This window comes from Streptomyces sp. ISL-10 (assembly GCF_018614575.1).
Classification (GTDB): Bacteria; Actinomycetota; Actinomycetes; order Streptomycetales; family Streptomycetaceae; genus Streptomyces.
Window position 1 is genome coordinate 127,201 of sequence record NZ_JAGGOJ010000016.1, and the last position, 21,918, is coordinate 149,118.

Annotated in this window: 20 protein-coding genes; 17 read left to right on the forward strand and 3 right to left on the reverse strand. The window is 70.1% G+C overall.

Features of this window, described 5'->3' with window-relative positions:
• The first annotated feature begins 88 nt into the window (after window positions 1-88).
• From pdxS to J7E88_RS20370, 11 genes are all read left to right on the forward strand, one after another.
• Window positions 89-997, forward strand: coding sequence for a pyridoxal 5'-phosphate synthase lyase subunit PdxS (gene pdxS / locus J7E88_RS20320; protein WP_177153221.1), 909 nt, complete (start codon window positions 89-91; stop codon window positions 995-997).
• Entirely contained in the window at window positions 997-1,581 is a 585-nt protein-coding gene (gene pdxT, locus J7E88_RS20325; RefSeq protein ID WP_215183072.1) for a pyridoxal 5'-phosphate synthase glutaminase subunit PdxT, read from the forward strand. The genes pdxS and pdxT overlap by 1 nt, the downstream gene beginning before the upstream one ends.
• A gap of 63 nt (window positions 1,582-1,644) precedes the next feature.
• Window positions 1,645-2,397, forward strand: a complete 753-nt coding sequence (locus J7E88_RS20330; protein WP_215183074.1) for a YebC/PmpR family DNA-binding transcriptional regulator — start codon at window positions 1,645-1,647, stop codon at window positions 2,395-2,397.
• Between the two features lie 118 nt (window positions 2,398-2,515).
• Window positions 2,516-3,049, forward strand: a complete 534-nt coding sequence (gene ruvC / locus J7E88_RS20335; protein WP_215183076.1) for a crossover junction endodeoxyribonuclease RuvC — start codon at window positions 2,516-2,518, stop codon at window positions 3,047-3,049.
• Window positions 3,046-3,654 carry a Holliday junction branch migration protein RuvA gene (gene ruvA / locus J7E88_RS20340; protein ID WP_215183078.1) on the forward strand — a complete coding sequence of 203 codons (609 nt, stop codon included), beginning with the start codon at window positions 3,046-3,048 and terminating at the stop codon, window positions 3,652-3,654. The genes ruvC and ruvA overlap by 4 nt, the downstream gene beginning before the upstream one ends.
• Before the next feature lie 645 nt (window positions 3,655-4,299).
• On the forward strand, window positions 4,300-5,364 hold the full coding sequence (gene ruvB / locus J7E88_RS20345; RefSeq protein ID WP_215183080.1) for a Holliday junction branch migration DNA helicase RuvB: 1,065 nt from the start codon (window positions 4,300-4,302) through the stop codon (window positions 5,362-5,364).
• Between the two features lie 164 nt (window positions 5,365-5,528).
• The gene (yajC, locus tag J7E88_RS20350) at window positions 5,529-6,026 is read left to right on the forward strand and encodes a preprotein translocase subunit YajC (protein ID WP_215183082.1); all 498 of its coding nucleotides are present in this window, start codon (window positions 5,529-5,531) and stop codon (window positions 6,024-6,026) included.
• A 147-nt stretch (window positions 6,027-6,173) separates the two neighbouring features.
• Window positions 6,174-7,958, forward strand: a complete 1,785-nt coding sequence (gene secD, locus J7E88_RS20355; RefSeq protein ID WP_215183084.1) for a protein translocase subunit SecD — start codon at window positions 6,174-6,176, stop codon at window positions 7,956-7,958.
• 1 nt (window position 7,959) lies between these two features.
• Complete coding sequence (gene secF, locus J7E88_RS20360) at window positions 7,960-9,069, forward strand: protein translocase subunit SecF (RefSeq protein WP_215183086.1); 1,110 nt, start codon at window positions 7,960-7,962, stop codon at window positions 9,067-9,069.
• Window positions 9,066-9,611: an adenine phosphoribosyltransferase gene (locus J7E88_RS20365; protein ID WP_215183088.1), complete on the forward strand. Its 546-nt coding sequence runs from the start codon at window positions 9,066-9,068 to the stop codon at window positions 9,609-9,611. The genes secF and J7E88_RS20365 overlap by 4 nt, the downstream gene beginning before the upstream one ends.
• Before the next feature lie 585 nt (window positions 9,612-10,196).
• Window positions 10,197-12,680 carry a bifunctional (p)ppGpp synthetase/guanosine-3',5'-bis(diphosphate) 3'-pyrophosphohydrolase gene (locus J7E88_RS20370; RefSeq protein WP_215183090.1) on the forward strand — a complete coding sequence of 828 codons (2,484 nt, stop codon included), beginning with the start codon at window positions 10,197-10,199 and terminating at the stop codon, window positions 12,678-12,680.
• Between the two features lie 139 nt (window positions 12,681-12,819).
• On the opposite strand, the gene J7E88_RS20375 is transcribed toward J7E88_RS20370, so the two are convergent.
• The gene (locus J7E88_RS20375; protein ID WP_215183092.1) at window positions 12,820-14,049 is read right to left on the reverse strand and encodes a DUF349 domain-containing protein; all 1,230 of its coding nucleotides are present in this window, start codon (window positions 14,047-14,049) and stop codon (window positions 12,820-12,822) included.
• Between the two features lie 175 nt (window positions 14,050-14,224).
• Window positions 14,225-15,013: a peptidylprolyl isomerase gene (locus J7E88_RS20380; protein WP_215183094.1), complete on the reverse strand. Its 789-nt coding sequence runs from the start codon at window positions 15,011-15,013 to the stop codon at window positions 14,225-14,227.
• Window positions 15,014-15,245: 232 nt separating this feature from the next.
• On the opposite strand from J7E88_RS20380, the gene J7E88_RS20385 reads away from it, so the two are divergent.
• The 4 genes from J7E88_RS20385 (at window position 15,246) to J7E88_RS20400 (ending at window position 19,420) form a co-directional block, all read left to right on the forward strand.
• Window positions 15,246-15,956, forward strand: a complete 711-nt coding sequence (locus J7E88_RS20385) for an MBL fold metallo-hydrolase (RefSeq protein ID WP_215183097.1) — start codon at window positions 15,246-15,248, stop codon at window positions 15,954-15,956.
• A gap of 11 nt (window positions 15,957-15,967) precedes the next feature.
• Window positions 15,968-17,230, forward strand: a complete 1,263-nt coding sequence (hisS, locus tag J7E88_RS20390) for a histidine--tRNA ligase (protein WP_215183099.1) — start codon at window positions 15,968-15,970, stop codon at window positions 17,228-17,230.
• 172 nt (window positions 17,231-17,402) lie between these two features.
• On the forward strand, window positions 17,403-18,020 hold the full coding sequence (locus J7E88_RS20395) for a vitamin K epoxide reductase family protein (RefSeq protein ID WP_215183101.1): 618 nt from the start codon (window positions 17,403-17,405) through the stop codon (window positions 18,018-18,020).
• Window positions 18,021-18,064: 44 nt separating this feature from the next.
• Window positions 18,065-19,420 carry a replication-associated recombination protein A gene (locus J7E88_RS20400; RefSeq protein WP_215183103.1) on the forward strand — a complete coding sequence of 452 codons (1,356 nt, stop codon included), beginning with the start codon at window positions 18,065-18,067 and terminating at the stop codon, window positions 19,418-19,420.
• 16 nt (window positions 19,421-19,436) lie between these two features.
• On the opposite strand, the gene J7E88_RS20405 is transcribed toward J7E88_RS20400, so the two are convergent.
• A complete protein-coding gene (locus J7E88_RS20405; RefSeq protein WP_215183104.1) occupies window positions 19,437-20,132 on the reverse strand; it encodes a DUF2470 domain-containing protein in 696 nt (231 codons plus the stop codon).
• A gap of 188 nt (window positions 20,133-20,320) precedes the next feature.
• Between J7E88_RS20405 and rpsD the strand changes: the two genes are divergently transcribed.
• Together rpsD and J7E88_RS20415 are read left to right on the forward strand one after the other, a co-directional pair.
• Window positions 20,321-20,935, forward strand: a complete 615-nt coding sequence (rpsD, locus tag J7E88_RS20410; protein ID WP_215183106.1) for a 30S ribosomal protein S4 — start codon at window positions 20,321-20,323, stop codon at window positions 20,933-20,935.
• Window positions 20,936-21,483: 548 nt separating this feature from the next.
• Window positions 21,484-21,918 (forward strand): DUF948 domain-containing protein, encoded by a 435-nt coding sequence (locus J7E88_RS20415; RefSeq protein WP_215183108.1) that lies wholly within the window; start codon window positions 21,484-21,486, stop codon window positions 21,916-21,918.

A 21,918-nucleotide genomic window follows, 5' to 3' on the forward strand; every position in this document is an offset into this window, starting at 1 on the left:
GGGGTGAATATTGGCCCTTGATGTGGACTGGTCCGGCGATGTTCCATCGGTGACGCATCACAACGTCGTCATCGAGTGAGGTCCATCCGTGTCCAGCACCACCACCCCACAGACCCCCGAGACCGGTACCGCCCGCGTCAAGCGCGGCATGGCCGAGCAGCTCAAGGGCGGCGTGATCATGGACGTGGTCAACGCCGAGCAGGCGAAGATCGCCGAGGATGCCGGCGCCGTGGCCGTCATGGCCCTGGAGCGCGTGCCCGCCGACATCCGCAAGGACGGTGGCGTGGCCCGGATGTCCGACCCGAACATGATCGAGGAGATCATCGACGCGGTCTCCATCCCGGTGATGGCCAAGTCCCGCATCGGCCACTTCGTCGAGGCCCAGGTCCTGCAGTCCCTCGGCGTGGACTACATCGACGAGTCCGAGGTCCTGACCCCGGCCGACGAGGTCAACCACTCCGACAAGTGGGCCTTCACCACCCCGTTCGTCTGCGGCGCCACCAACCTGGGCGAGGCCCTGCGCCGTATCGCCGAGGGCGCGGCCATGATCCGCTCCAAGGGCGAGGCCGGCACGGGCAACGTCGTCGAGGCCGTCCGCCACCTGCGCCAGATCAAGAACGAGATCGCCAAGCTGCGCGGCTTCGACAACAACGAGCTGTACGCCGCCGCCAAGGAGCTGCGCGCCCCGTACGAGCTCGTCAAGGAGGTCTCCGAGCTCGGCAAGCTGCCGGTCGTGCTGTTCTCCGCCGGTGGCGTGGCCACCCCGGCCGACGCCGCGCTGATGCGCCAGCTCGGCGCGGAGGGCGTCTTCGTCGGCTCCGGCATCTTCAAGTCGGGCGACCCGGCCAAGCGCGCCGCCGCCATCGTGAAGGCCACGACCTTCTACGACGACCCGAAGATCATCGCGGACGCCTCCCGCAACCTGGGCGAGGCCATGGTCGGCATCAACTGCGACACCCTGCCCGAGGCCGAGCGCTACGCGAACCGGGGCTGGTGATGACGACCCCGGTGATCGGTGTCCTGGCCCTCCAGGGCGACGTACGGGAGCACTTGATCGCCCTGGCCGCGGCGGACGCCGTGGCCAGGCCGGTGCGGCGGACCGAGGAACTGGCCGAGGTCGACGGCCTGGTGATCCCCGGCGGCGAGTCCACGACCATGTCCAAGCTCGCCACGCTGTTCGGCGTTCTGGAGCCGCTGCGGGAGCGCATCGCGGCCGGCATGCCCGTCTACGGCACCTGCGCCGGACTGATCATGCTCGCCGACAAGATCATCGACCCGCGGTCGGGCCAGGAGACGCTCGGCGGCATCGACATGATCGTCCGCCGCAACGCCTTCGGCCGGCAGAACGAGTCGTTCGAGGCGACCGTCGAGGTGTCCGGGGTCGGACCCGTCGAGGGCGTGTTCATTCGCGCCCCGTGGGTGGAGTCCATCGGCGCCCAGGTCGAGGTGCTCGCCGAACACGACGGCCACATCGTCGCGGTGCGGCAGGGCAATGCGCTCGCGACCTCGTTCCATCCCGAACTGACCGGTGACCACCGGGTGCATGGCCTGTTCGTCGACATGGTGCGCACGGTGGGCTGAGACGATCCCGGTAGGATCTCTGGGGTTCGTTGAAGAAATTGGTTACGCGAAGGAGACAGGCAGATGTCCGGCCACTCTAAATGGGCTACGACGAAGCACAAGAAGGCCGTGATCGACGCCAAGCGCGGCAAGCTCTTCGCGAAGCTGATCAAGAACATCGAGGTCGCGGCCCGTACCGGCGGTGCCGACCTGGATGGCAACCCGACCCTCTTCGACGCCGTGCAGAAGGCCAAGAAGAGCTCGGTTCCGAACAAGAACATCGACTCGGCGATCAAGCGCGGCGGCGGCCTTGAGGCCGGCGGCGTCGACTACGAGACGATCATGTACGAGGGCTACGGCCCGAACGGTGTCGCGGTGCTCATCGAGTGCCTCACCGACAACCGCAACCGCGCCGCCTCCGACGTGCGCGTCGCCATGACCCGCAACGGCGGCTCCATGGCCGACCCGGGTTCGGTCTCGTACCTGTTCAACCGCAAGGGCGTTGTCATCGTCCCCAAGGGCGAGCTGACCGAGGACGACGTCCTGGGCGCCGTGCTCGACGCGGGCGCCGAGGAGGTCAACGACCTCGGTGAGAACTTCGAGGTGCTCAGCGAGGCCACGGACCTGGTCGCCGTCCGCACGGCGCTCCAGGAGGCCGGAATCGACTACGACTCGGCCGAGGCCAACTTCGTCCCGACCATGCAGGTCGAGCTGGACGAGGAAGGCGCGCGCAAGATCTTCAAGCTGATCGACGCGCTGGAGGACAGCGACGACGTGCAGAACGTCTTCGCCAACTTCGATGTCTCGGACGACGTCATGGAGAAGGTCGACGCCTGAGCCACGCTCGTACGACGGGCAGACAGGGCCGACGGGGACACATCCCCGTCGGCCCGTCGCGTTGTCGGTGGCAGCCGATAGCCTGCACAAACAGCTGAGCGAAGGAGGGGTGGGGCGCGTGCGCGTTCTCGGCGTGGACCCTGGACTGACCCGGTGCGGTGTGGGCGTCGTGGAGGGCGTGGCCGGCCGTCCGCTGACGATGCGTGGCGTCGGAGTCGTCAGGACCCCGTCGGACGCCGAGTTGGGCCACCGGCTGGTCGCGATCGAGCAGGGCATCGAGCAGTGGCTCGACGAGTACCGCCCCGAATTCGTCGCGGTGGAGCGGGTGTTCAGCCAGCACAATGTGCGTACGGTGATGGGCACGGCCCAGGCCAGCGCCGTCGCCATGCTCTGCGCGTCCCGGCGCGGGATCCCCGTCGCCCTGCACACGCCCAGCGAGGTCAAGGCGGCAGTCACGGGCAGCGGACGGGCCGACAAGGCGCAGGTGGGGGCGATGGTCACCCGACTGCTGCGGCTCGACGCACCGCCGAAGCCGGCCGACGCGGCCGACGCGCTCGCCCTTGCCATCTGCCATATCTGGCGCGCCCCCGCGCAGAGCCGCCTCCAGCAGGCGGTCGCCGCCCATCACGCAACGAAAGGCCGGACCGCATGATCGCCTTTGTGAGCGGCACAGTGGCCGCCCTCGCCCCGACCACGGCCGTGATCGAGGTCGGCGGCGTCGGCATGGCCGTGCAGTGCACACCGAACACTCTGTCGGAGCTGAGGCTCGGTCAGGAAGCCCGACTGGCCACCTCCTTGGTGGTCCGCGAGGACTCACTGACGCTGTACGGCTTCGCCGACGACGACGAGCGCCAGGTCTTCGAGCTGCTCCAGACAGCGAGCGGGGTGGGACCGCGTCTGGCCCAGGCGATGCTCGCCGTGCACACACCGGACGCGCTGCGCATCGCCGTCTCGGCGGGGGACGAGAAGGCGCTGACGGCGGTGCCGGGCATCGGCAAGAAGGGCGCGCAGAAGCTGCTCCTCGAGCTGAAGGACCGCCTCGGCTCGCCGATCGGCTCCGCACCCGCCGTCGGCACCCCGGTCAGTCAGTCCTGGCGGGACCAGCTGCACGCCGCGCTGATCGGCCTTGGCTACGCCACGCGCGAGGCGGACGAGGCGGTCGGCGCGGTGGCTCCGCAGGCGGAGACGATGGGCCCGTCCCCGAAGGTGGGCCCGCTGCTGCGGTCAGCGCTCCAGACCCTGAACCGCACGCGGTGACGTGTCCCGTAACCGGGGCCCTGCGCCCCCGGACCGCCGCTACGGCCCGGCGGCCGTTTGGGAGGGCTCCCCAGCTACGGTCGGGCTGGCGTGGGGACCCCCAACGACGGCCGGGCGGCCGTCGCTGGGGGTCCCCCGGCTACGGCCGGGCGGCCGCGTGAGGAACCTCCAGCCTCTACGGCCCGGCGGCCGTAGAGGTGCCCGCGGCCACGGCCCGGCGGCCGTAGAGGGTGCCCGCGGCTACGGCCCGGCGGCCGTGGAAGGGGCCTCACCTACGCCCTGCGGGCTCGGGGACCCCAGCGCCTCAACCTCCTCCCTACGACCTGGCGGCCGTGGGAGGTACCCCCGCCGGGGCTGGATTTCGCTGCGCGAGAATCAGCCCGTCTGGGCCCGGGCGGAGTCCAGGCGGCGGTTGAGGACACTCCCCGTACCGCCTGGCGGCCGTGGGCGGGGGTCCGCCGGGGCGAAGCCAGGGGGAATCCCCCCAGGCGGGTACGGAGTCTGGGGCGAAGCCCCGGTTTCGGAAGTGGGCGTCCCCCACGACCGCCAGGCCGTAGGGGCGTGTAGCGGAACGGGCCCGCCCCGGCCCGACGCCCCCGCCCCACCACCCACCCGCACCGACCCACCCAAGAAGGCAGACACCACGTGAACTGGGACGACGAGACCACCGCCGAGGCGGAACCGCGGCTGGTCGGCGGGGCCGCCGACGGCGAGGACCAGGCCGTCGAGGCGGCCCTGCGGCCCAAGTCGCTGGACGAGTTCGTGGGCCAGGAGCGCGTGCGCGAGCAGCTCGACCTCGTGCTCAAGGCGGCCCTCGCCCGCGGCGCCACCGCCGACCACGTCCTGCTCTCCGGCGCCCCGGGCCTCGGCAAGACCACCCTTTCGATGATCATCGCCGCGGAGATGAACGCCCCGATCCGCATCACCTCCGGCCCCGCCATCCAACACGCGGGCGACCTCGCCGCCATCCTCTCCTCGCTCCAGGAGGGAGAGGTCCTCTTCCTCGACGAGATCCACCGCATGTCCCGGCCCGCCGAGGAGATGCTCTACATGGCGATGGAGGACTTCCGCGTCGACGTGATCGTCGGCAAGGGCCCGGGGGCCACCGCCATCCCGCTGGAGCTGCCGCCGTTCACCCTGGTCGGCGCCACCACCAGGGCCGGTCTGCTGCCGCCGCCGCTGCGCGACCGCTTCGGTTTCACCGCGCACATGGAGTTCTACGAGCCGGTCGAGCTGGAGCGCGTCATCCACCGGTCCGCACAGCTGCTCGACGTCGACATCGAGGCGGAGGGCGCCGCCGAGATCGCCGGCCGCTCGCGCGGCACGCCGCGTATCGCCAACCGTCTGCTGCGCCGCGTGCGCGACTACGCCCAGGTCAAGGCGGACGGGTTCATCACCCGGGAGGTGGCCGCGGCGGCCCTTGGTGTGTACGAGGTCGACACCCGCGGCCTGGACCGGCTGGACCGGGCCGTGCTGCAGGCGCTGCTGAAGCTGTTCGCCGGCGGCCCTGTCGGCCTGTCCACGCTGGCTGTGGCGGTGGGGGAGGAGCGCGAGACGGTGGAGGAGGTGGCCGAGCCCTTCCTCGTACGGGAAGGTCTGCTGGCCAGGACGCCCCGGGGACGGGTGGCCACGCCGGCGGCATGGGCGCACCTCGGGCTCGTGCCGCCGCGGCAGGGCGCAAGTGGACAACCGGGCTTGTTCGGGGCGTGACGGCGAGGAGACTCGTCCATGAGGAACCACGGTGGGATGCTGGGCGTTGTTCCAGTGATGCGGACTCGCTTAGACTCCGCCGATGCCGCCCTTCCAGGGCCGGCGTGCCCACCCCCGTAGACCAGGCCGTTCATCAGCGCGGTCGTGCGAAGGAATTCCCCGCCGTGGATATCTTGACCCTCCTCCCCTTCATCGTCCTCATCGGGGCCATGTTCCTGATGACCCGCTCCGCCAAGAAGAAGCAGCAGCAGGCCGCGCAGATGCGTGACCAGCTCCAGCCCGGTACCGGCGTGCGGACCATCGGTGGCATCTACGCGACCGTCAAGGAGGTCAACGACGACACGGTCCTCGTTGAGGCCGCTCCCGGCGTCCACCTCGTGTTCGCGAAGAACGCCATCGGCGCGGTCCTCGCCGACGACGAGTACAACCGCATCGTCCACGGTGACGACGATGTCAAGGTCGACGGTTCCACCGTCGTTCCGGAGGACGCCGGCTCGCTGAGCGGCGACGCCGCGGCCGATGAGGCCACGGACTCTGACAAGATCGATCTCGGCAAGAAGGCCGAGGCGAAGGACGCCGACGCGGACGACGTCGAGGCGAAGGACGCCGACGCCAAGGACGCCAAGGACGGCAAGACCGACGGCGAGGCCGACGCGAAGTAGTCACGATCGGGGACCGCGGCGGCGCCCACCGGCGCCGGGCGGTCCCCCGGTTGTGCCGACTGACCTTCGGGGGCAGGTCCCCACAACACTTCGTGGCCGCCTCGGCGCACACCCGGCGCGGGCGGTTGGACAGGGAGAAACGAGAAGGTGGCAGCACCGAACAGGGGCCGAAGGCCCGCGGGGGCTCAGGGCAAGCCGGGGCGTGCCCTGGCTCTGATCCTGATCGCCATGGTCGCGCTCACGGGCGGCATGTTCTGGGCGGGGCAGCTCACGCCGCGTCTGGGCATCGACCTGGCGGGCGGTACGACCATCACGCTCGAGGCCAAGAGCGAGCCCGGCAAAGAGAGCGCCGTCAACGAGACCAACATGAACACCGCGGTCGGCATCATCGAGCGCCGTGTCAATGGTCTGGGCGTCTCCGAGGCCGAGGTTCAGACCCAGGGCGACCGGAACATCATCGTCAACATCCCCAAGGGGACGAATTCCGAGCAGGCCCGTGAGCAGGTCGGCACCACCGCCCAGCTCTACTTCCGGCCCGTGCTGACGGTCGCCCCCGGCGCCCCCATCGCCCCCCAACCCTCCCCGAGCGCTTCCCCCAGCGGCAAGCCCAAGGGCGACAAGGCGACGGACAATCCGGAAGCCAACGCGCCGTCCGGCTCCCCTTCCGCCACCCCGTCGGCGAGTGCGACCACACAGGGACGCGCCGTGACCGAGGGTCTCAAGGCCCCGGCGGCGAGCCCCACGCCGTCTGCCTCGGACAAGCCGAAGGCCTCCGAGAGCCCCAAGCCGTCGGGCAGCCCCGAGCCGACGCCGTCCAGCGACCCGGCCTCGGCCGCGCTGGAGAAGCAGTTCACCGCTCTGGACTGCTCGGACGCCAAGGCCCGCGGCAGGCTCGGTGACAACGTCAAGCCGGCCGACACCACGGTCGCCTGCGGCAAGAACAGCGCGAACGAGTGGGAGAAGTACATCCTCGGCCCGGCCGAGGTGGACGGCAAGGACGTCGACGACGCCAACGCCACCATCGACCAGCGCAACGGTCAGTGGATCGTCCAGATGGAGTTCACGGACAAGGGTTCCAAGAAGTTCCAGAAGATCACGGGCCGTCTGTCGGCGCAGCAGGCGCCGATGAACCAGTTCGCCATCGTGCTCGACGGCGAAGTGGTCTCCGCTCCCGCGGTCCGCACGACGCTGAGCGCCAACGCCGAGATCTCCGGCAACTTCACCCAGGAGTCCGCCCAGGAACTGGGCAACATCCTGTCCTACGGTGCGCTGCCGCTCTCCTTCGAGGAGCAGAGCGTCACCACGGTCACCGCCGCCCTCGGCGGCGAGCAGCTGAGGGCCGGTCTGATCGCCGGTGCGATCGGCCTCGCGCTCGTGGTGATCTACCTGGTCGTCTACTACCGTGGTCTGTCGCTCATCGCGATCGTCAGCCTCATGGCCTCGGCGCTCCTGACCTATACGATCATGGCCCTGCTCGGCCCGGGTATCGGCTTCGCGCTGAACCTGCCCGCCGTCTGCGGTGCCATCGTGGCGATCGGTATCACCGCCGACTCGTTCATCGTCTACTTCGAGCGCATCAGGGACGAGATCCGCGAGGGCCGCACTCTGCGTCCGGCCGTGGAACGTGCCTGGCCGCGCGCGCGGCGCACCATCCTGGTCTCCGACTTCGTGTCGTTCCTCGCCGCCGCCGTGCTCTTCGTCGTCACCGTCGGCAAGGTCCAGGGCTTCGCGTTCACGCTGGGTCTGACGACCCTGCTCGACGTGGTGGTCGTCTTCCTGTTCACCAAGCCGATCATGACGATCCTCGCCCGCAAGAAGTTCTTCGCGAACGGCCACTCCTGGTCCGGACTGGACCCGAAGCGGCTCGGCGCCAAGCCCCCGCTGCGCCGCTCCCGTCGCGTCTCCGCCCCCACCGACCCGAAGGAGGCGTGAGATGTCACGACTCGGAAACCTCGGTGCCCGGCTGTACCAGGGCGAAGTCGGCTACGACTTCGTCGGCAAGCGCAAGATCTGGTACGGCGTCTCGATCCTGATCACCATCACGGCGATCCTCGGCCTGGTGGTCCAGGGCCTCAACATGGGCATCGAGTTCAAGGGCGGTGCCGTCTTCACCACGCCGAAGACGAGCGCGTCGGTCGCCCAGGCCCAGGACGCTGCCGAGGAGGCCTCCGGGCACCCCGCGATCGTCCAGGAGCTCGGCACCGGCGGTATGCGCATCCAGGTCAGCGAGCTGGACACGCAGCAGGCCGACAAGGTCGCGACCGAGCTCTCGAAGACGCTCGACGTCGACGCCGACAAGATCAATGCCGAGCTGGTCGGCCCCAGTTGGGGTGAGCAGATCGCCAACAAGGCGTGGACCGGTCTCGGGGTCTTCATGATCCTCGTGGTGATCTACCTCGCGATCGCCTTCGAGTGGCGCATGGCCATCGCGGCCCTGATCGCGCTCATCCACGACATCACGATCACCGTCGGTGTCTACGCCCTCGTCGGCTTCGAGGTCACGCCGGGCACCGTGATCGGTCTGCTCACGATCCTCGGTTACTCGCTGTACGACACGGTCGTCGTCTTCGACTCCCTCAAGGAGGGGTCGAAGGACATCACCAAGCAGACCCGCTGGACCTACAGCGAGGTCGCCAACCGCAGCATCAACGGCACCCTGGTGCGATCGATCAACACCACGGTCGTCGCGCTGCTGCCGGTGGCGGGCCTGCTGTTCATCGGTGGCGGTGTCCTCGGCGCCGGCATGCTGAACGACATCTCGCTGTCCCTGTTCGTCGGTCTCGCGGCCGGTGCGTACTCCTCGATCTTCATCGCCACTCCGCTGGTCGCCGACCTCAAGGAGCGCGAGCCGCAGATGAAGGCCCTGAAGAAGCGGGTGCTCGCCAAGCGCGCGGCCGCCGCGGCCAAGGGCGAGTCGGGCGAGGCGGGGGAGCCGGAGCAGACCGACGGCGCCGACGACGTGGCTCCCGCGGCGGCCCCGGCGGGTGCCGTGGTGGGCCCGCGCGGGCGCGGGCGCGGCCGGCCCTCGAGCAGGCGCCGGTGACCGCCGCCGACATCCGGGAGCTGCTGCTCAGCCGCATCCGTGACGTGGCCGACTATCCGCAGCCGGGAGTGATGTTCAAGGACATCACGCCCCTGCTCGCGGACCCGGTCGCCTTCACGGCGCTGACGGACGCGCTCTGTGAGCTCACCGTCCGCCATGGGGCGACGAAGATCGTCGGACTGGAGGCGCGCGGCTTCATCCTCGCCGCACCGGTCGCCGTCCGCGCCGGCATCGGGTTCATCCCGGTGCGCAAGGCGGGCAAGCTGCCCGGGGCGACGCTGGGACAGGCGTACGAGCTGGAGTACGGCACCGCCGAGATCGAGGTGCATGCCGAGGACCTGAGCGCGGGCGACCGCGTCATGGTCATCGACGACGTCCTGGCCACCGGCGGAACCGCCGAGGCCTCGCTGGAGCTCATCCGGCGGGCGGGCGCGGAGGTCGCCGGCATCTCGGTCCTGATGGAGCTCGGCTTCCTCGGCGGCCGTTCGCGGCTGGACTGCTCCCTGCGAGGGGCGCCGCTGGAGGCGCTGATCACGCTCTGACGGCCTGCGGCCGCAGGCAGGACGACGGCACACGACGGGTGCCCCGGAATCACTCCGGGGCACCCGTTCCGTCGTTCCGGGCGCCGCGACGGTTCCGGCGGTCCGGTGCTGCAGTTCCGCCGCCTGACCGCCGCCGGGTTTCCGCCGCCGGTGCCGCGACCCTCCCGCGTCCTCCGGTGCCGCGACGGCTCGGCGTTCGCCGGTGCCGTTCCGGCGTGTGACCGCCCGGTGCCCGGTGCCGCGACCGCTCAGGCGTCGGTTGCTGTCGTTTCCACTGCGTCGCCGCCGCGCCCCGTGGTCCGCCGGTGCCGCGACGGCTCCGTCGGTCCGGTGCTGCCGTTCCCGGCGCGGGACCGCCCCCGGCGTTCACGGTGCCGCGATCCGCGTCCCCCCGGTGCCGTTACCGGCGCGCAACCGCCCCCGGAGTCTGGCGGTGCCGTGATCCCTCCCGCGTCGCGATCGCCCCGGCGCGGGCCCCGTGTGGCACATGCCTCTCCACCGCCTCGTGCGCACCGGGACAGCCAGGTCGATACCATGGGCTTTCCGGGCCTGACCGGGGGACCCGGAACCGCACGAGGAGTGCTCTTGCCAGACGAGGCCCAGTCCGCCGCCGCGCAGCCCGACCAGAAGGCCGAAAAGGCCGCGGCAGCCCCTGTCACGCCCGAGCCGAAGCCGGCCGAGAAGCCGCAGCCCCCCGCGCCCGAGCGCGTGAGTCCGGTGCCCGTTTCCGCGCCCAAGCCCGTGCCGTCCGTCGCACCGCGGTCCGGCGGCTCCTCGAACCGCGTACGCGCCCGCCTCGCCCGTCTCGGAGTGCAGCGCTCCTCGCCGTACAACCCGGTGCTCGAACCGCTGCTGCGGATCGTCCGCGGCAACGACCCCAAGATCGAGACGTCCACGCTCCGCCAGATCGAGCGTGCCTACCAGGTCGCCGAGCGCTGGCACCGCGGCCAGAAGCGCAAGAGCGGCGACCCGTACATCACCCACCCGCTGGCGGTCACCACCATCCTCGCCGAGCTCGGTATGGACCCGGCGACGCTGATGGCGGGCCTGCTGCACGACACGGTCGAGGACACCGAGTACGGGCTCGACCAGCTGCGCCGGGACTTCGGCGACCAGGTCGCCCTGCTCGTCGACGGTGTCACCAAGCTGGACAAGGTCAAGTTCGGAGAGGCCGCGCAGGCGGAGACCGTGCGCAAGATGGTCGTCGCCATGGCCAAGGACCCGCGCGTCCTGGTCATCAAGCTCGCCGACCGCCTGCACAACATGCGCACCATGCGCTATCTCAAGCGGGAGAAGCAGGAGAAGAAGGCCCGCGAGACGCTGGAGATCTACGCCCCGCTGGCACACCGGCTGGGCATGAACACCATCAAGTGGGAGCTGGAGGACCTCGCCTTCGCGATCCTCTACCCCAAGATGTACGACGAGATCGTGCGCCTCGTCGCCGAGCGTGCACCCAAGCGCGACGAGTACCTCGCCATAGTGACCGACGAGGTCCAGTCCGACCTGCGCGCCGCCCGCATCAAGGCCACCGTCACCGGCCGTCCCAAGCACTACTACAGCGTCTACCAGAAGATGATCGTCCGCGGCCGTGACTTCGCGGAGATCTACGACCTGGTGGGCATCCGCGTCCTCGTCGACACGGTCCGCGACTGCTACGCGGCCCTCGGCACGGTGCACGCGCGGTGGAACCCGGTTCCCGGCCGGTTCAAGGACTACATCGCGATGCCGAAGTTCAACATGTACCAGTCGCTGCACACGACGGTCATCGGCCCCAACGGCAAGCCCGTCGAGCTGCAGATCCGCACCTTCGACATGCACCGCCGCGCCGAGTACGGCATCGCGGCCCACTGGAAGTACAAGCAGGAGACCGTCGCCGGCGCGTCCAAGATCCGCACGGACGTCCCCAGGGCGGGCAAGGGCACCGCGGGCCAGGACACGGTCAACGACATGGCCTGGCTGCGCCAGCTCCTGGACTGGCAGAAGGAGACCGAGGACCCCAGCGAGTTCCTGGAGTCCCTGCGCTTCGACCTGTCCCGCAACGAGGTCTTCGTCTTCACGCCCAAGGGCGACGTCATAGCGCTTCCCGCGGGCGCCACCCCCGTCGACTTCGCCTACGCCGTTCACACCGAGGTCGGTCACCGCACCATAGGCGCGCGGGTCAACGGGCGGCTCGTGCCGCTGGAGTCGACGCTCGACAACGGCGACCTGGTGGAGGTCTTCACCTCCAAGGCCGAAGGCGCCGGCCCTTCCCGCGACTGGCTGGGCTTCGTCAAGTCGCCGCGGGCACGCAACAAGATCCGCGCCTGGTTCTCCAAGGAGCGCCGCGACGAGGCCATCGAGCAGGGCAAGGACGCCATCGCGCGCGCCATGCGCAAGCAGAACCTGCCGATCCAGCGGATCCTCACCGGGGACTCGCTGGTCACCCTCGCGCACGAGATGCGCTACCCCGACATCTCGTCGCTGTACGCGGCGATCGGCGAGGGCCATGTCGCCGCACAGGGTGTCGTGCAGAAGCTGGTGCAGGCCCTCGGCGGCGAGGAGGCCGCCAACGAGGACATCGCCGAGTCCACCCCGCCCTCGCGCAGCCGCGGCAAGCGCCGCAAGAGCACGGACCCGGGCGTGGTGGTCAAGGGCGTCGAGGACGTGTGGGTCAAGCTGGCCCGCTGCTGTACGCCCGTCCCCGGCGACCCGATCATCGGCTTCGTGACCCGCGGCAGCGGGGTGTCCGTGCACCGCGCCGACTGCGTCAACGTCGACTCGCTCTCGCAGCAGCCCGAACGGATCCTCGACGTCGAGTGGGCGCCCACCCAGTCGTCGGTCTTCCTCGTCGCCATCCAGGTCGAGGCCCTGGACCGCTCCCGGCTGCTGTCCGACGTGACACGCGTCCTGTCCGACCAGCACGTCAACATCCTGTCGGCGGCCGTGCAGACCTCCCGCGACCGGGTGGCCACCTCGCGCTTCACCTTCGAGATGGGCGACCCCAAGCACCTCGGCCATGTGCTGAAGGCGGTACGGGGTGTGGAGGGCGTCTACGACGTCTACCGCGTCACCTCGGCCCGGCGGCCCTGACGGCCCAGGCAACCGGAACCCTCCGCGCGGCAGTCCCGCGCACGGCCCGCGCACGGGCGCAGCAGCACGCGGGCCGACATGGTGAAGGGCTCCCCGCCACCGGCGGGGAGCCCTTCACCATGCGACACGGCAGGGAAAATCAGCCGCCGAACTCCTCCAGGCCCTTCAGCGCCTGGTCCAGCAGCGCCTGACGGCCTTCGAGCTCCCTCGCGAGCTTGTCGGCCCTGGCGTTGTTGCCCGCCGCGCGCGCCGCGTCGATCTGCTCACGCAGCTTGTCCACGGCCGCCTGCAGCTGGCCCGTCAGACCCTCGGCACGCGCACGCGCTTCCGGGTTCGTACGGCGCCACTCGTTCTCCTCGGACTCCTGGATGGCCCGCTCCACCGCGTGCATCCGGCCCTCGACCTTGGGCCGGGCGTCGCGCGGCACATGGCCGATGGCCTCCCAGCGCTCGTTGATGGCCCGGAAGGCGGCGCGCGCCGCCTTGAGGTCCGTCACCGGCACCAGCTTCTCGGCCTCGGCCGCGAGCTCCTCCTTGAGCTTGAGGTTCTCCGCCTGCTCGGCGTCGCGCTCGGCGAACACCCCGCTGCGCGCGGCGAAGAAGACGTCCTGGGCACCGCGGAAGCGGTTCCACAGGTCGTCCTCGGCCTCGCGCTGCGCCCGGCCGGCCGCCTTCCACTGCGTCATCAGGTCGCGGTACCGGGCGGCGGTGGGCCCCCAGTCCGTCGAGCCCGACAGCGCCTCGGCCTCGGCCACCAGCCGTTCCTTGGTCCGGCGGGCCTCCTCGCGCTGCGCGTCCAGCGACGCGAAGTGCGCCTTGCGCCGCTTGGAGAACGCCGAGCGGGCGTGCGAGAAGCGGTGCCACAGCTCGTCGTCGGACTTCCGGTCGAGCCGGGGCAGGCCCTTCCAGGTGTCCACCAGGGCCCGCAGCCGCTCACCCGCGGCCCGCCACTGCTCGCTCTGGGCCAGCTCCTCGGCCTCGGTGACCAGGGCCTCCTTGGCGTGACGCGCCTCGTCGCTCTGCTTCGCGCGCTGCGCCTTGCGCTCCTCGCGGCGCTTCTCGACCGTCGCCGCGAGCGCGTCCAGACGGACACGCAGCGCATCGAGGTCGCCCACGGCATGGTGCTCGTCCACCTGCTGACGCAGATGGTCGATCGCCGCATGGGCGTCCTTGGCCGACAGATCGGTGGTCTTCACCCGCCGCTCGAGGAGGCCGATCTCGACCACCAGGCCCTCGTACTTGCGCTCGAAGTAGGCCAGCGCCTCCTCGGGAGAGCCCGCCTGCCACGATCCGACGACCTTCTCGCCCTCGGCAGTACGCACGTACACGGTGCCCGTCTCGTCGACGCGGCCCCACGGGTCGCTGCTCACAGCGCCTCCTCAACCTGATGCCCGCGAGGGAGTTCGTCCCCGGGCATCGTCCACAGTTTCCTGGGACGGGCCTCGCCCGTCCTGAGCAACGCGAAGCCGGCCCGCGCTGCACAACGCCAATCTAGGCGACCGGCTGCCTGACTGTCCGCACTCAGCGCGGCCGAAATTGCCCGGCTCACACCTTCGGGACGGTGGCCTTCTCGATGGTGACGGCCTTCTTCGGAGCGCCGTCGCTCGCGCCGCCCTCCACACCCGCCTTGCCCACGGCCTCGACGGCCTTCAGGCTCTTGGCGTCCATGGTGCCGAACGGCGTGTAGGTGGGCGGGAGTTTGCTGTCCTTGTACACGAGGAAGAACTGGCTGCCGCCCGAGTTCGGCTGGCCGGTGTTCGCCATCGCGACAGTGCCCGCCGGGTACGTCACCGTGCCGTCGGCGCCCGCCTTGCCGAGTGCCGTGAGGTTCTCGTCCGGGATCGTGTAGCCGGGACCGCCGGTGCCGTCCCCCTTCGGGTCGCCGCACTGAAGCACGAAGATGCCCTGCGTAGTGAGTCGGTGACACTTCGTGCCGTTGAAATAACCCTTGTCCGCCAGCGACTTGAACGAGTTGACCGTGCGCGGGGTCTTCGCAGCGTCCATCGCGATCGTGATGTCGCCCTCGTTCGTCACAAGCGCGAACGAGTACTTCGCCTTCTTGTCGATCGACATGGCCGGCTCGGGCTTGCTGCTCTCGGACGGCGACGGGGTCGCGCTGGGCGAGGCGTCGGACGAGGCGCTGTCGTTCTTGTCGCCGCCGCCCAGTGTCACGCCCGCGTAGGCGGCGCCGCCGGCGGCGAGCACGACGGCGAGGGCCGCCGCGATGATCGCGTTGCGCTGCTTCGCCTTCTTCCGCGCCTGCTCCCGACGCTGCTGCTGGCGCTCGAACTTCTCCCTGGCGAGCTGCCGCCGCCGCTGATCGCTGCTGACCACCGGGTCTTCTCCTTGTGGGTCGTGAACGTGAGGTCGTGAACGTCGAAAGTGTCGTGTCCGTCGAGGGTGCCGTGCACACGGCGTGATGCCGACCGTTGAGCCTTGCCCCGTACCGTATACGGGTTGGCTGTGCGGTGAGCAGCGCCGGTAGGCTCTGAACTGCTGTGATCGGGGCGGCAGTGCCGCCCGCCGATCCGCCGCATGCCTCTCGACGACCGAACTGAGGACGATCGTGCTTATTGCCGGGTTCCCCGCCGGGGCCTGGGGGACCAACTGTTACCTGGTCGCCCCGGCCGCGGGTGAGGAGTGCGTGATCATCGACCCGGGCCACCAGGCCGCCGAAGGGGTCGAGGAGACACTCAAGAAGCATCGGCTCAAGCCCGTCGCCGTCGTGCTCACCCATGGCCACATCGACCATGTCGCCTCCGTCGTCCCCGTCTGCGGCGCCCACGACGTGCCCGCATGGATCCACCCGGCAGACCGCTACATGATGAGCGACCCGGAGAAGGCCCTCGGCCGCTCCATCGGTATGCAGCTCATGGGCGAGCTGACCGTGGGGGAGCCCGACGACGTCAAGGAGCTGACCGACGGCGCCGCGCTGAGCCTCGCCGGCCTCGACTTCTCCGTCTCGCACGCACCCGGCCATACCAAGGGGTCGGTGACCTTCCGGATGCCCGAGTCCGCGGACGTTCCGTCCGTCTTCTTCTCGGGCGACCTGCTGTTCGCCGGCTCCATCGGACGCACGGACCTGCCCGGCGGCGACATGGACGAGATGCTCGAGTCGCTGGCCCGGGTGTGCCTGCCGCTCGACGACTCGACCGTGGTGCTGTCCGGCCACGGCCCCCAGACGACCATCGGCCGTGAGCGCGCCACCAACCCGTATCTGCGCGAGGTGGCGGCCGGCCTCGGGAGCACCCAGGACGCTCCCCGACGAGGAATGTGACGAGACCTTCCGTGAGTGTTTTCCAGGCCCCCAAGGGCACGTACGACCTGATCCCGCCGGACTCCGCGACGTTTCTCGCGGTGCGCGAGGCGATCTCCGCACCGCTGAAGAACTCCGGCTACGGCTACATCGAGACGCCCGGCTTCGAGAACGTGGAGCTGTTCGCGCGCGGTGTCGGCGAGTCCACCGACATCGTCACCAAGGAGATGTACGCCTTCGAGACCAAGGGCGGCGACCGGCTCGCGCTGCGCCCCGAAGGCACCGCTTCCGTGCTGCGCGCGGCCCTGGAGGCCAACCTCCACAAGGCCGGAAACCTGCCCGTCAAGCTCTGGTACTCGGGCTCGTACTACCGCTACGAGAAGCCGCAGAAGGGTCGCTACAGGCACTTCTCGCAGGTCGGCGCCGAGGCGATCGGAGCGGAGGACCCCGCGCTGGACGCCGAGCTGATCATCCTGGCCGACCAGGCCTACCGCTCGCTCGGTCTGCGCGACTTCCGCATCCTGCTGAACTCCCTGGGCGACAAGGAGTGCCGTCCGGTCTACCGCGAGGCGCTCCAGGGCTTCCTGCGGGACCTCGACCTCGACGAGGACACCCGCCGCCGGGTGGAGATCAACCCGCTGCGGGTCCTCGACGACAAGCGCGCCGACGTGCAGAAGCAGCTGGTGGGAGCGCCGATGCTGCGCGACTATCTGTGCGACGCGTGCAAGGCGTACCACGAGGAGGTGCGGGCGCTGCTGACGGCGGCAGGTGTCTCCTTCGAGGACGACGAGAGGCTGGTGCGCGGCCTCGACTACTACACGCGCACCACCTTCGAGTTCGTCCACGACGGCCTCGGCTCGCAGTCGGCGGTGGGCGGCGGCGGCCGCTACGACGGTCTGTCCGAGATGATCGGCGGCCCGGCGCTGCCGTCCGTGGGCTGGGCGCTCGGCGTCGACCGCACGGTCCTCGCCCTTCAGGCGGAGGGCGTCGAACTGGACCTGCCCGAGTCCACCAGCGTCTACGCGGTCCCGCTCGGCGAGGAGGCGCGCCGCGTGCTGTTCGGCGTGGTGACCGAGCTGCGCAGGGCGGGTGTCGCCGCGGACTTCAGCTACGGCGGCAAGGGCCTCAAGGGCGCGATGAAGAACGCCAACCGCTCGGGGGCGCGGTACGCGCTCGTCGCGGGCGAGCGTGACCTGGCCGAGGGCGTGGTCCAGCTCAAGGACATGGAGTCCGGCGACCAGCAGCCGGTCGCGCTGGAGACCGTGGTCACGGAGCTGCGCTCAAGGCTCGGCTGACGGCAGGACGTATCGGGGGCTCGCGGCATCAACTGCCGCGGGCCCCTTCGCTGTTGGGCGGGTCCGCGGCCCCCGCCCGCGGCGGTTCCTTATCCCGGTCGAACGGAGGAGACCGGCAGGCGTGCGGCAGAATGGCCGTGCCCAGCAGACCGGCGAACGATGGAACGGCGATATGACGACTGCAGCGGTTGACGACGTGTCCGCGGACCACGGCACGACAGGCGCGGGTCGTGCCTTCGCGTGGCTGCTGGTGGTCACGGGTGCGGCCGGGTTGCTGGCGGCCTGGGTGATCACGATCGACAAGTTCAAGCTGCTGGAGGATCCGGGGTTCACGCCGGGCTGCAGTCTCAACCCCGTGGTGTCGTGCGGGAACATCATGAAGAGCGAGCAGGCGGCGGTGTTCGGGTTCCCGAATCCGATGCTGGGGCTGGTCACGTACGGCGTGGTGGCCGCGATCGGGCTGGCGCTGCTGGCGGGGGCGCGTTTTCAGCGGTGGTACTGGCTGGGTCTGAACGCGGGGACGCTGTTCGGTGTCGGGTTCTGCATGTGGCTGATGCAGCAGTCGCTGTACGAGATCAACGCGCTGTGCCTGTGGTGCTGCCTGGCGTGGGTCGCCACCATCGTCATGTTCTGGTACGTGACCTCGCACAACGTCCGCCACGGGATCCTGCCGGCGCCGGCCGTGCTGCGGGGTTTCCTGAGCGAGTTCACCTGGGTGCTGCCGGTGCTGCACATCGGGATCATCGGCATGCTGATCCTGACCCGCTGGTGGGACTTCTGGACCGGCTGACCGGCACTCCGGCGGTGTCAGTGCTCTGACATAGGCTTCAGGACGTGGAGCCCGACCTGTTTACCGCCGCCGCCGAAGAACGCCAGGAGAAGGACCCGACCAGCAGCCCCCTGGCCGTCCGGATGCGTCCGCGCACCCTGGACGAGGTGGTCGGCCAGCAGCATCTGCTGAAGCCCGGATCACCGCTGCGCCGACTGGTCGGAGAAGGCGGAAGCGGACCCGCCGGCGTCTCCTCCGTGATCCTCTGGGGACCCCCCGGCACCGGCAAGACGACCCTCGCGTACGTCGTCTCCAAGGCGACCAACAAGCGTTTCGTCGAGCTTTCCGCCATCACCGCGGGCGTCAAGGAGGTCCGGGCGGTCATCGAGGGCGCGAAGCGCGCCGCCGGCGGCTTCGGCAAGGAGACGGTCCTCTTCCTCGACGAGATCCACCGCTTCTCCAAGGCCCAGCAGGACTCCCTGCTCCCCGCCGTGGAGAACCGCTGGGTCACCCTCATCGCCGCCACCACGGAGAACCCGTACTTCTCCGTGATCTCCCCCCTGCTCTCCCGCTCCCTGCTGCTCACCCTGGAGCCGCTGACCGACGACGACATCGGCGCCCTCATCGACCGTGCGCTCACCGAGGAGCGCGGTCTCAAAGGGGCGGTCACCCTCCCCGAGGACGCCAGGGCGCACCTGCTGCGCATCGCGGGGGGCGATGCCCGCCGGGCCCTGACCGCTCTGGAGGCGGCGGCCGGCGCGGCCCTCGACAAGGGCGAGGAAGAGGTCGCGCTCACGACCGTCGAGGAGACCGTCGACCGCGCCGCGGTGATGTACGACCGCGACGGCGACCAGCACTACGACGTGGCCAGCGCGTTCATCAAGTCGATCCGCGGATCCGATGTGGATGCGGCCCTCCACTACCTGGCACGCATGATCGAGGCGGGGGAGGACCCGCGGTTCATCGCCCGGCGGTTGATGATCTCGGCCAGCGAGGACATCGGTCTCGCCGACCCCACGGCTCTGCCCACCGCCGTCGCCGCCGCCCAGGCAGTCGCCATGATCGGTTTCCCCGAGGCCGCTCTCACGCTCAGCCACGCGACGATCGCCCTGGCACTCGCCCCGAAGTCGAACGCGGCCACGCTGGCCGTTCAGGCCGCCCAGCAGGACGTCCGCAACGGCCTCGCCGGACCCGTCCCCCCGCATCTGCGCGACGGCCACTACAAGGGCGCCACGAAGCTGGGGCACGCCCAGGGCTATGTCTATCCGCACGACGTCGCGGGCGGCATCGCATCCCAGCAGTACGCGCCGGACGCGGTCCACGGCCGCCGTTACTACGAGCCCACCCGCTACGGCGCCGAGGCGCGGTACGCGGACGTGGTGGAGAAGGTGCGCGAGCGGCTGCGCGGGGACGCCAAGTAGCCCGCCGGCGGCGCGGTCAGTGTGAAGCGGCCTCGAAGAGCGTGTGCATCGCCCGCCGCAGTCCGGTGACGTCCCGCACGGGCGCCGGGAAGTCGAAACGGGCGTCGAACGGCTTCCCGCCGGTGAACCGCACCCGCAGCCCGAAGCGGTCCAGCGCCAGCGGCACCGCCCGCCGCCCCGCGTCCACCGCTTCCTTGCCCCGGTCACCGAGCAGTGAGGCGAGCTCCTGCACCTGGTCGCTGTGGGCGGAGTGCAGGTGCTGGAGCAGCTCGGTCTCGTGGGCGACGAGCGGGTCGGCCGACGCCTCGGCGAGCTCATCCGCCTCGACGCCGCCCGCGCCCCACAGGTCGTCGACGCATCCCTCGCCGACCTCCAGGCGCAGCATCATGCAGCCGGGCTCGGTGGCGAGCCCCGGTGCGCAGGTCAGCCAGCCGGAGACCCAGGCACGACCGCGGATACGGTTGGGCACCGCGACCGGGGCGACATCGGTGATCTCCAGGACGGCCGCGAGCTCGTCGTCCTGGGCGTGGGTCGCGGCCCGCACGACAGGTGAGTCGGCGGAGAAGAGGAGGAACACCTCCCCGTCCGTTCCGAAAGCCCGGGCGGTGGGGCTGAGCTGGTCGGGCCGGGCCCCCTCCACTCCGGGAACGAGCAGGACCGCGGAGCATGTACTCTGTACGAGAGTTCGTGTGCGCTCGGCTGCTGACGGCATCCGAGTGATTTCAAGCCCGCTGGGACGCGGCTGACCATGAGCTGATCGGACCTCCGTCACCTCGACGCTCGAAGAAGCGTCGGCGTTCTTCGTGTTGTCTGTGATGCGCTTGGTGTTCCCAGGGCGAGACATGCGATCTCCTTGAGTAAGGTGAGCCTAACCTAACCTACAACGGAGGTCTGGAGAACGTGCCTAACCAGTCGCGTCCCAAGGTCAAGAAGTCCCGTGCGCTCGGTATTGCGCTGACGCCGAAGGCCGTCAAGTACTTCGAGGCCCGCCCCTACCCGCCGGGCGAGCATGGCCGTGGCCGCAAGCAGAACTCGGACTACAAGGTCCGTCTGCTCGAGAAGCAGCGTCTGCGCGCGCAGTACGACATCAGCGAGCGCCAGATGGCGCGTGCCTACGACCGCGCCAAGAAGGCCGAGGGCAAGACCGGTGACGCGCTCGTCATCGAGCTCGAGCGCCGCCTCGACGCCCTGGTCCTGCGTTCGGGCATCGCCCGCACCATCTACCAGGCCCGTCAGATGGTCGTCCACGGCCACATCGAGGTCAACGGTGGCAAGGTCGACAAGCCGTCCTTCCGTGTCCGTCCCGACGACGTCGTGATGGTTCGCGAGCGCTCCCGCGAGAAGCCCCTGTTCCAGGTCGCTCGTGAGGGTGGCTTCGCCGCCGACGGCGAGACCCCGCGCTACCTCCAGGTCAACCTGAAGGCCCTGGCGTTCCGCCTGGACCGTGACCCGCAGCGCAAGGAAGTTCCGGTCATCTGCGACGAGCAGCTGGTCGTCGAGTACTACGCCCGCTGATCAGGGCTGGTCTCCCAGCGTTTCAGCCCGCCGCTTCCCCGCCGTTTCCGGTGGGGAGCGGCGGGCTTCCGCGTTTCCGGGGTCGTGGGAGGCCATCGCGCTGCCGCACCGGGAACGGGCGTATGCGCGCCGGCGCCGCCGACGCGCGCCGCACCACGGTGTCCGGCGGCAGCGCCGATTCTGTACAGCCGCCGTTGGGTGCAGCGCCGGCCGGGGCTTGCCGATGCCCCCGGTGCGGACCACCGTCACCAGCCGCGCGCGGTCCAGCGCCTCGCAGGGTGCGGCGAGTTCACCGACCGTGTCCACGAACCGGTTCAGCTCCGCGGGGAGTCAGCCCTGAGGGCGCGTCGGGTCGCGGGAAGAGGAGCCGGCGCTCGGTGATCGTCGCGTGCGGCAGCGCAGCGTACCGATCCGTAAGCGATGTGTGACAATCCGCAGTCGTGGCCCCAGCTCGGCGACGGCTTATGCGGTATGGGGTGCCACCCCGGGCGCGATAGGGTCGGGATACGACTTTTCAGGTGCCAGACGACAGCAGAGAGCGGTGCGCAGTGACCGGTGGAGAGGTTGCCGGGATTCTGGTGGCCGTCTTCTGGGCGATCTTGGTCTCCTTCCTCGCCGTGGTATTGGTGAGGCTGGCGCAGACGCTCAGAGCGACCACCGAACTCGTGGCGGACGTGACCGAACAGGCAGTGCCCCTGCTGGCCGACGCCTCTGCGACCGTGCGCTCCGCGCAGGCTCAGCTCGACCGGGTGGACGCCATCGCGAGCGACGTCCAGGAGGTCACCTCCAACGCCTCGGCGCTCTCGACGACCGTCGCCTCGACGTTCGGCGGGCCGCTCGTCAAGGTCGCCGCCTTCGGTTACGGCGTACGTCGGGTCCTGAACCGCAAGGGCGAGGAGGACGCCCCGGCTGCTCAGCCGCGGCGCACGGTGGTCGTCGGCCGGTCCGTATCACCCGCACGACGCAAGAAGCGGAAGGGCTGA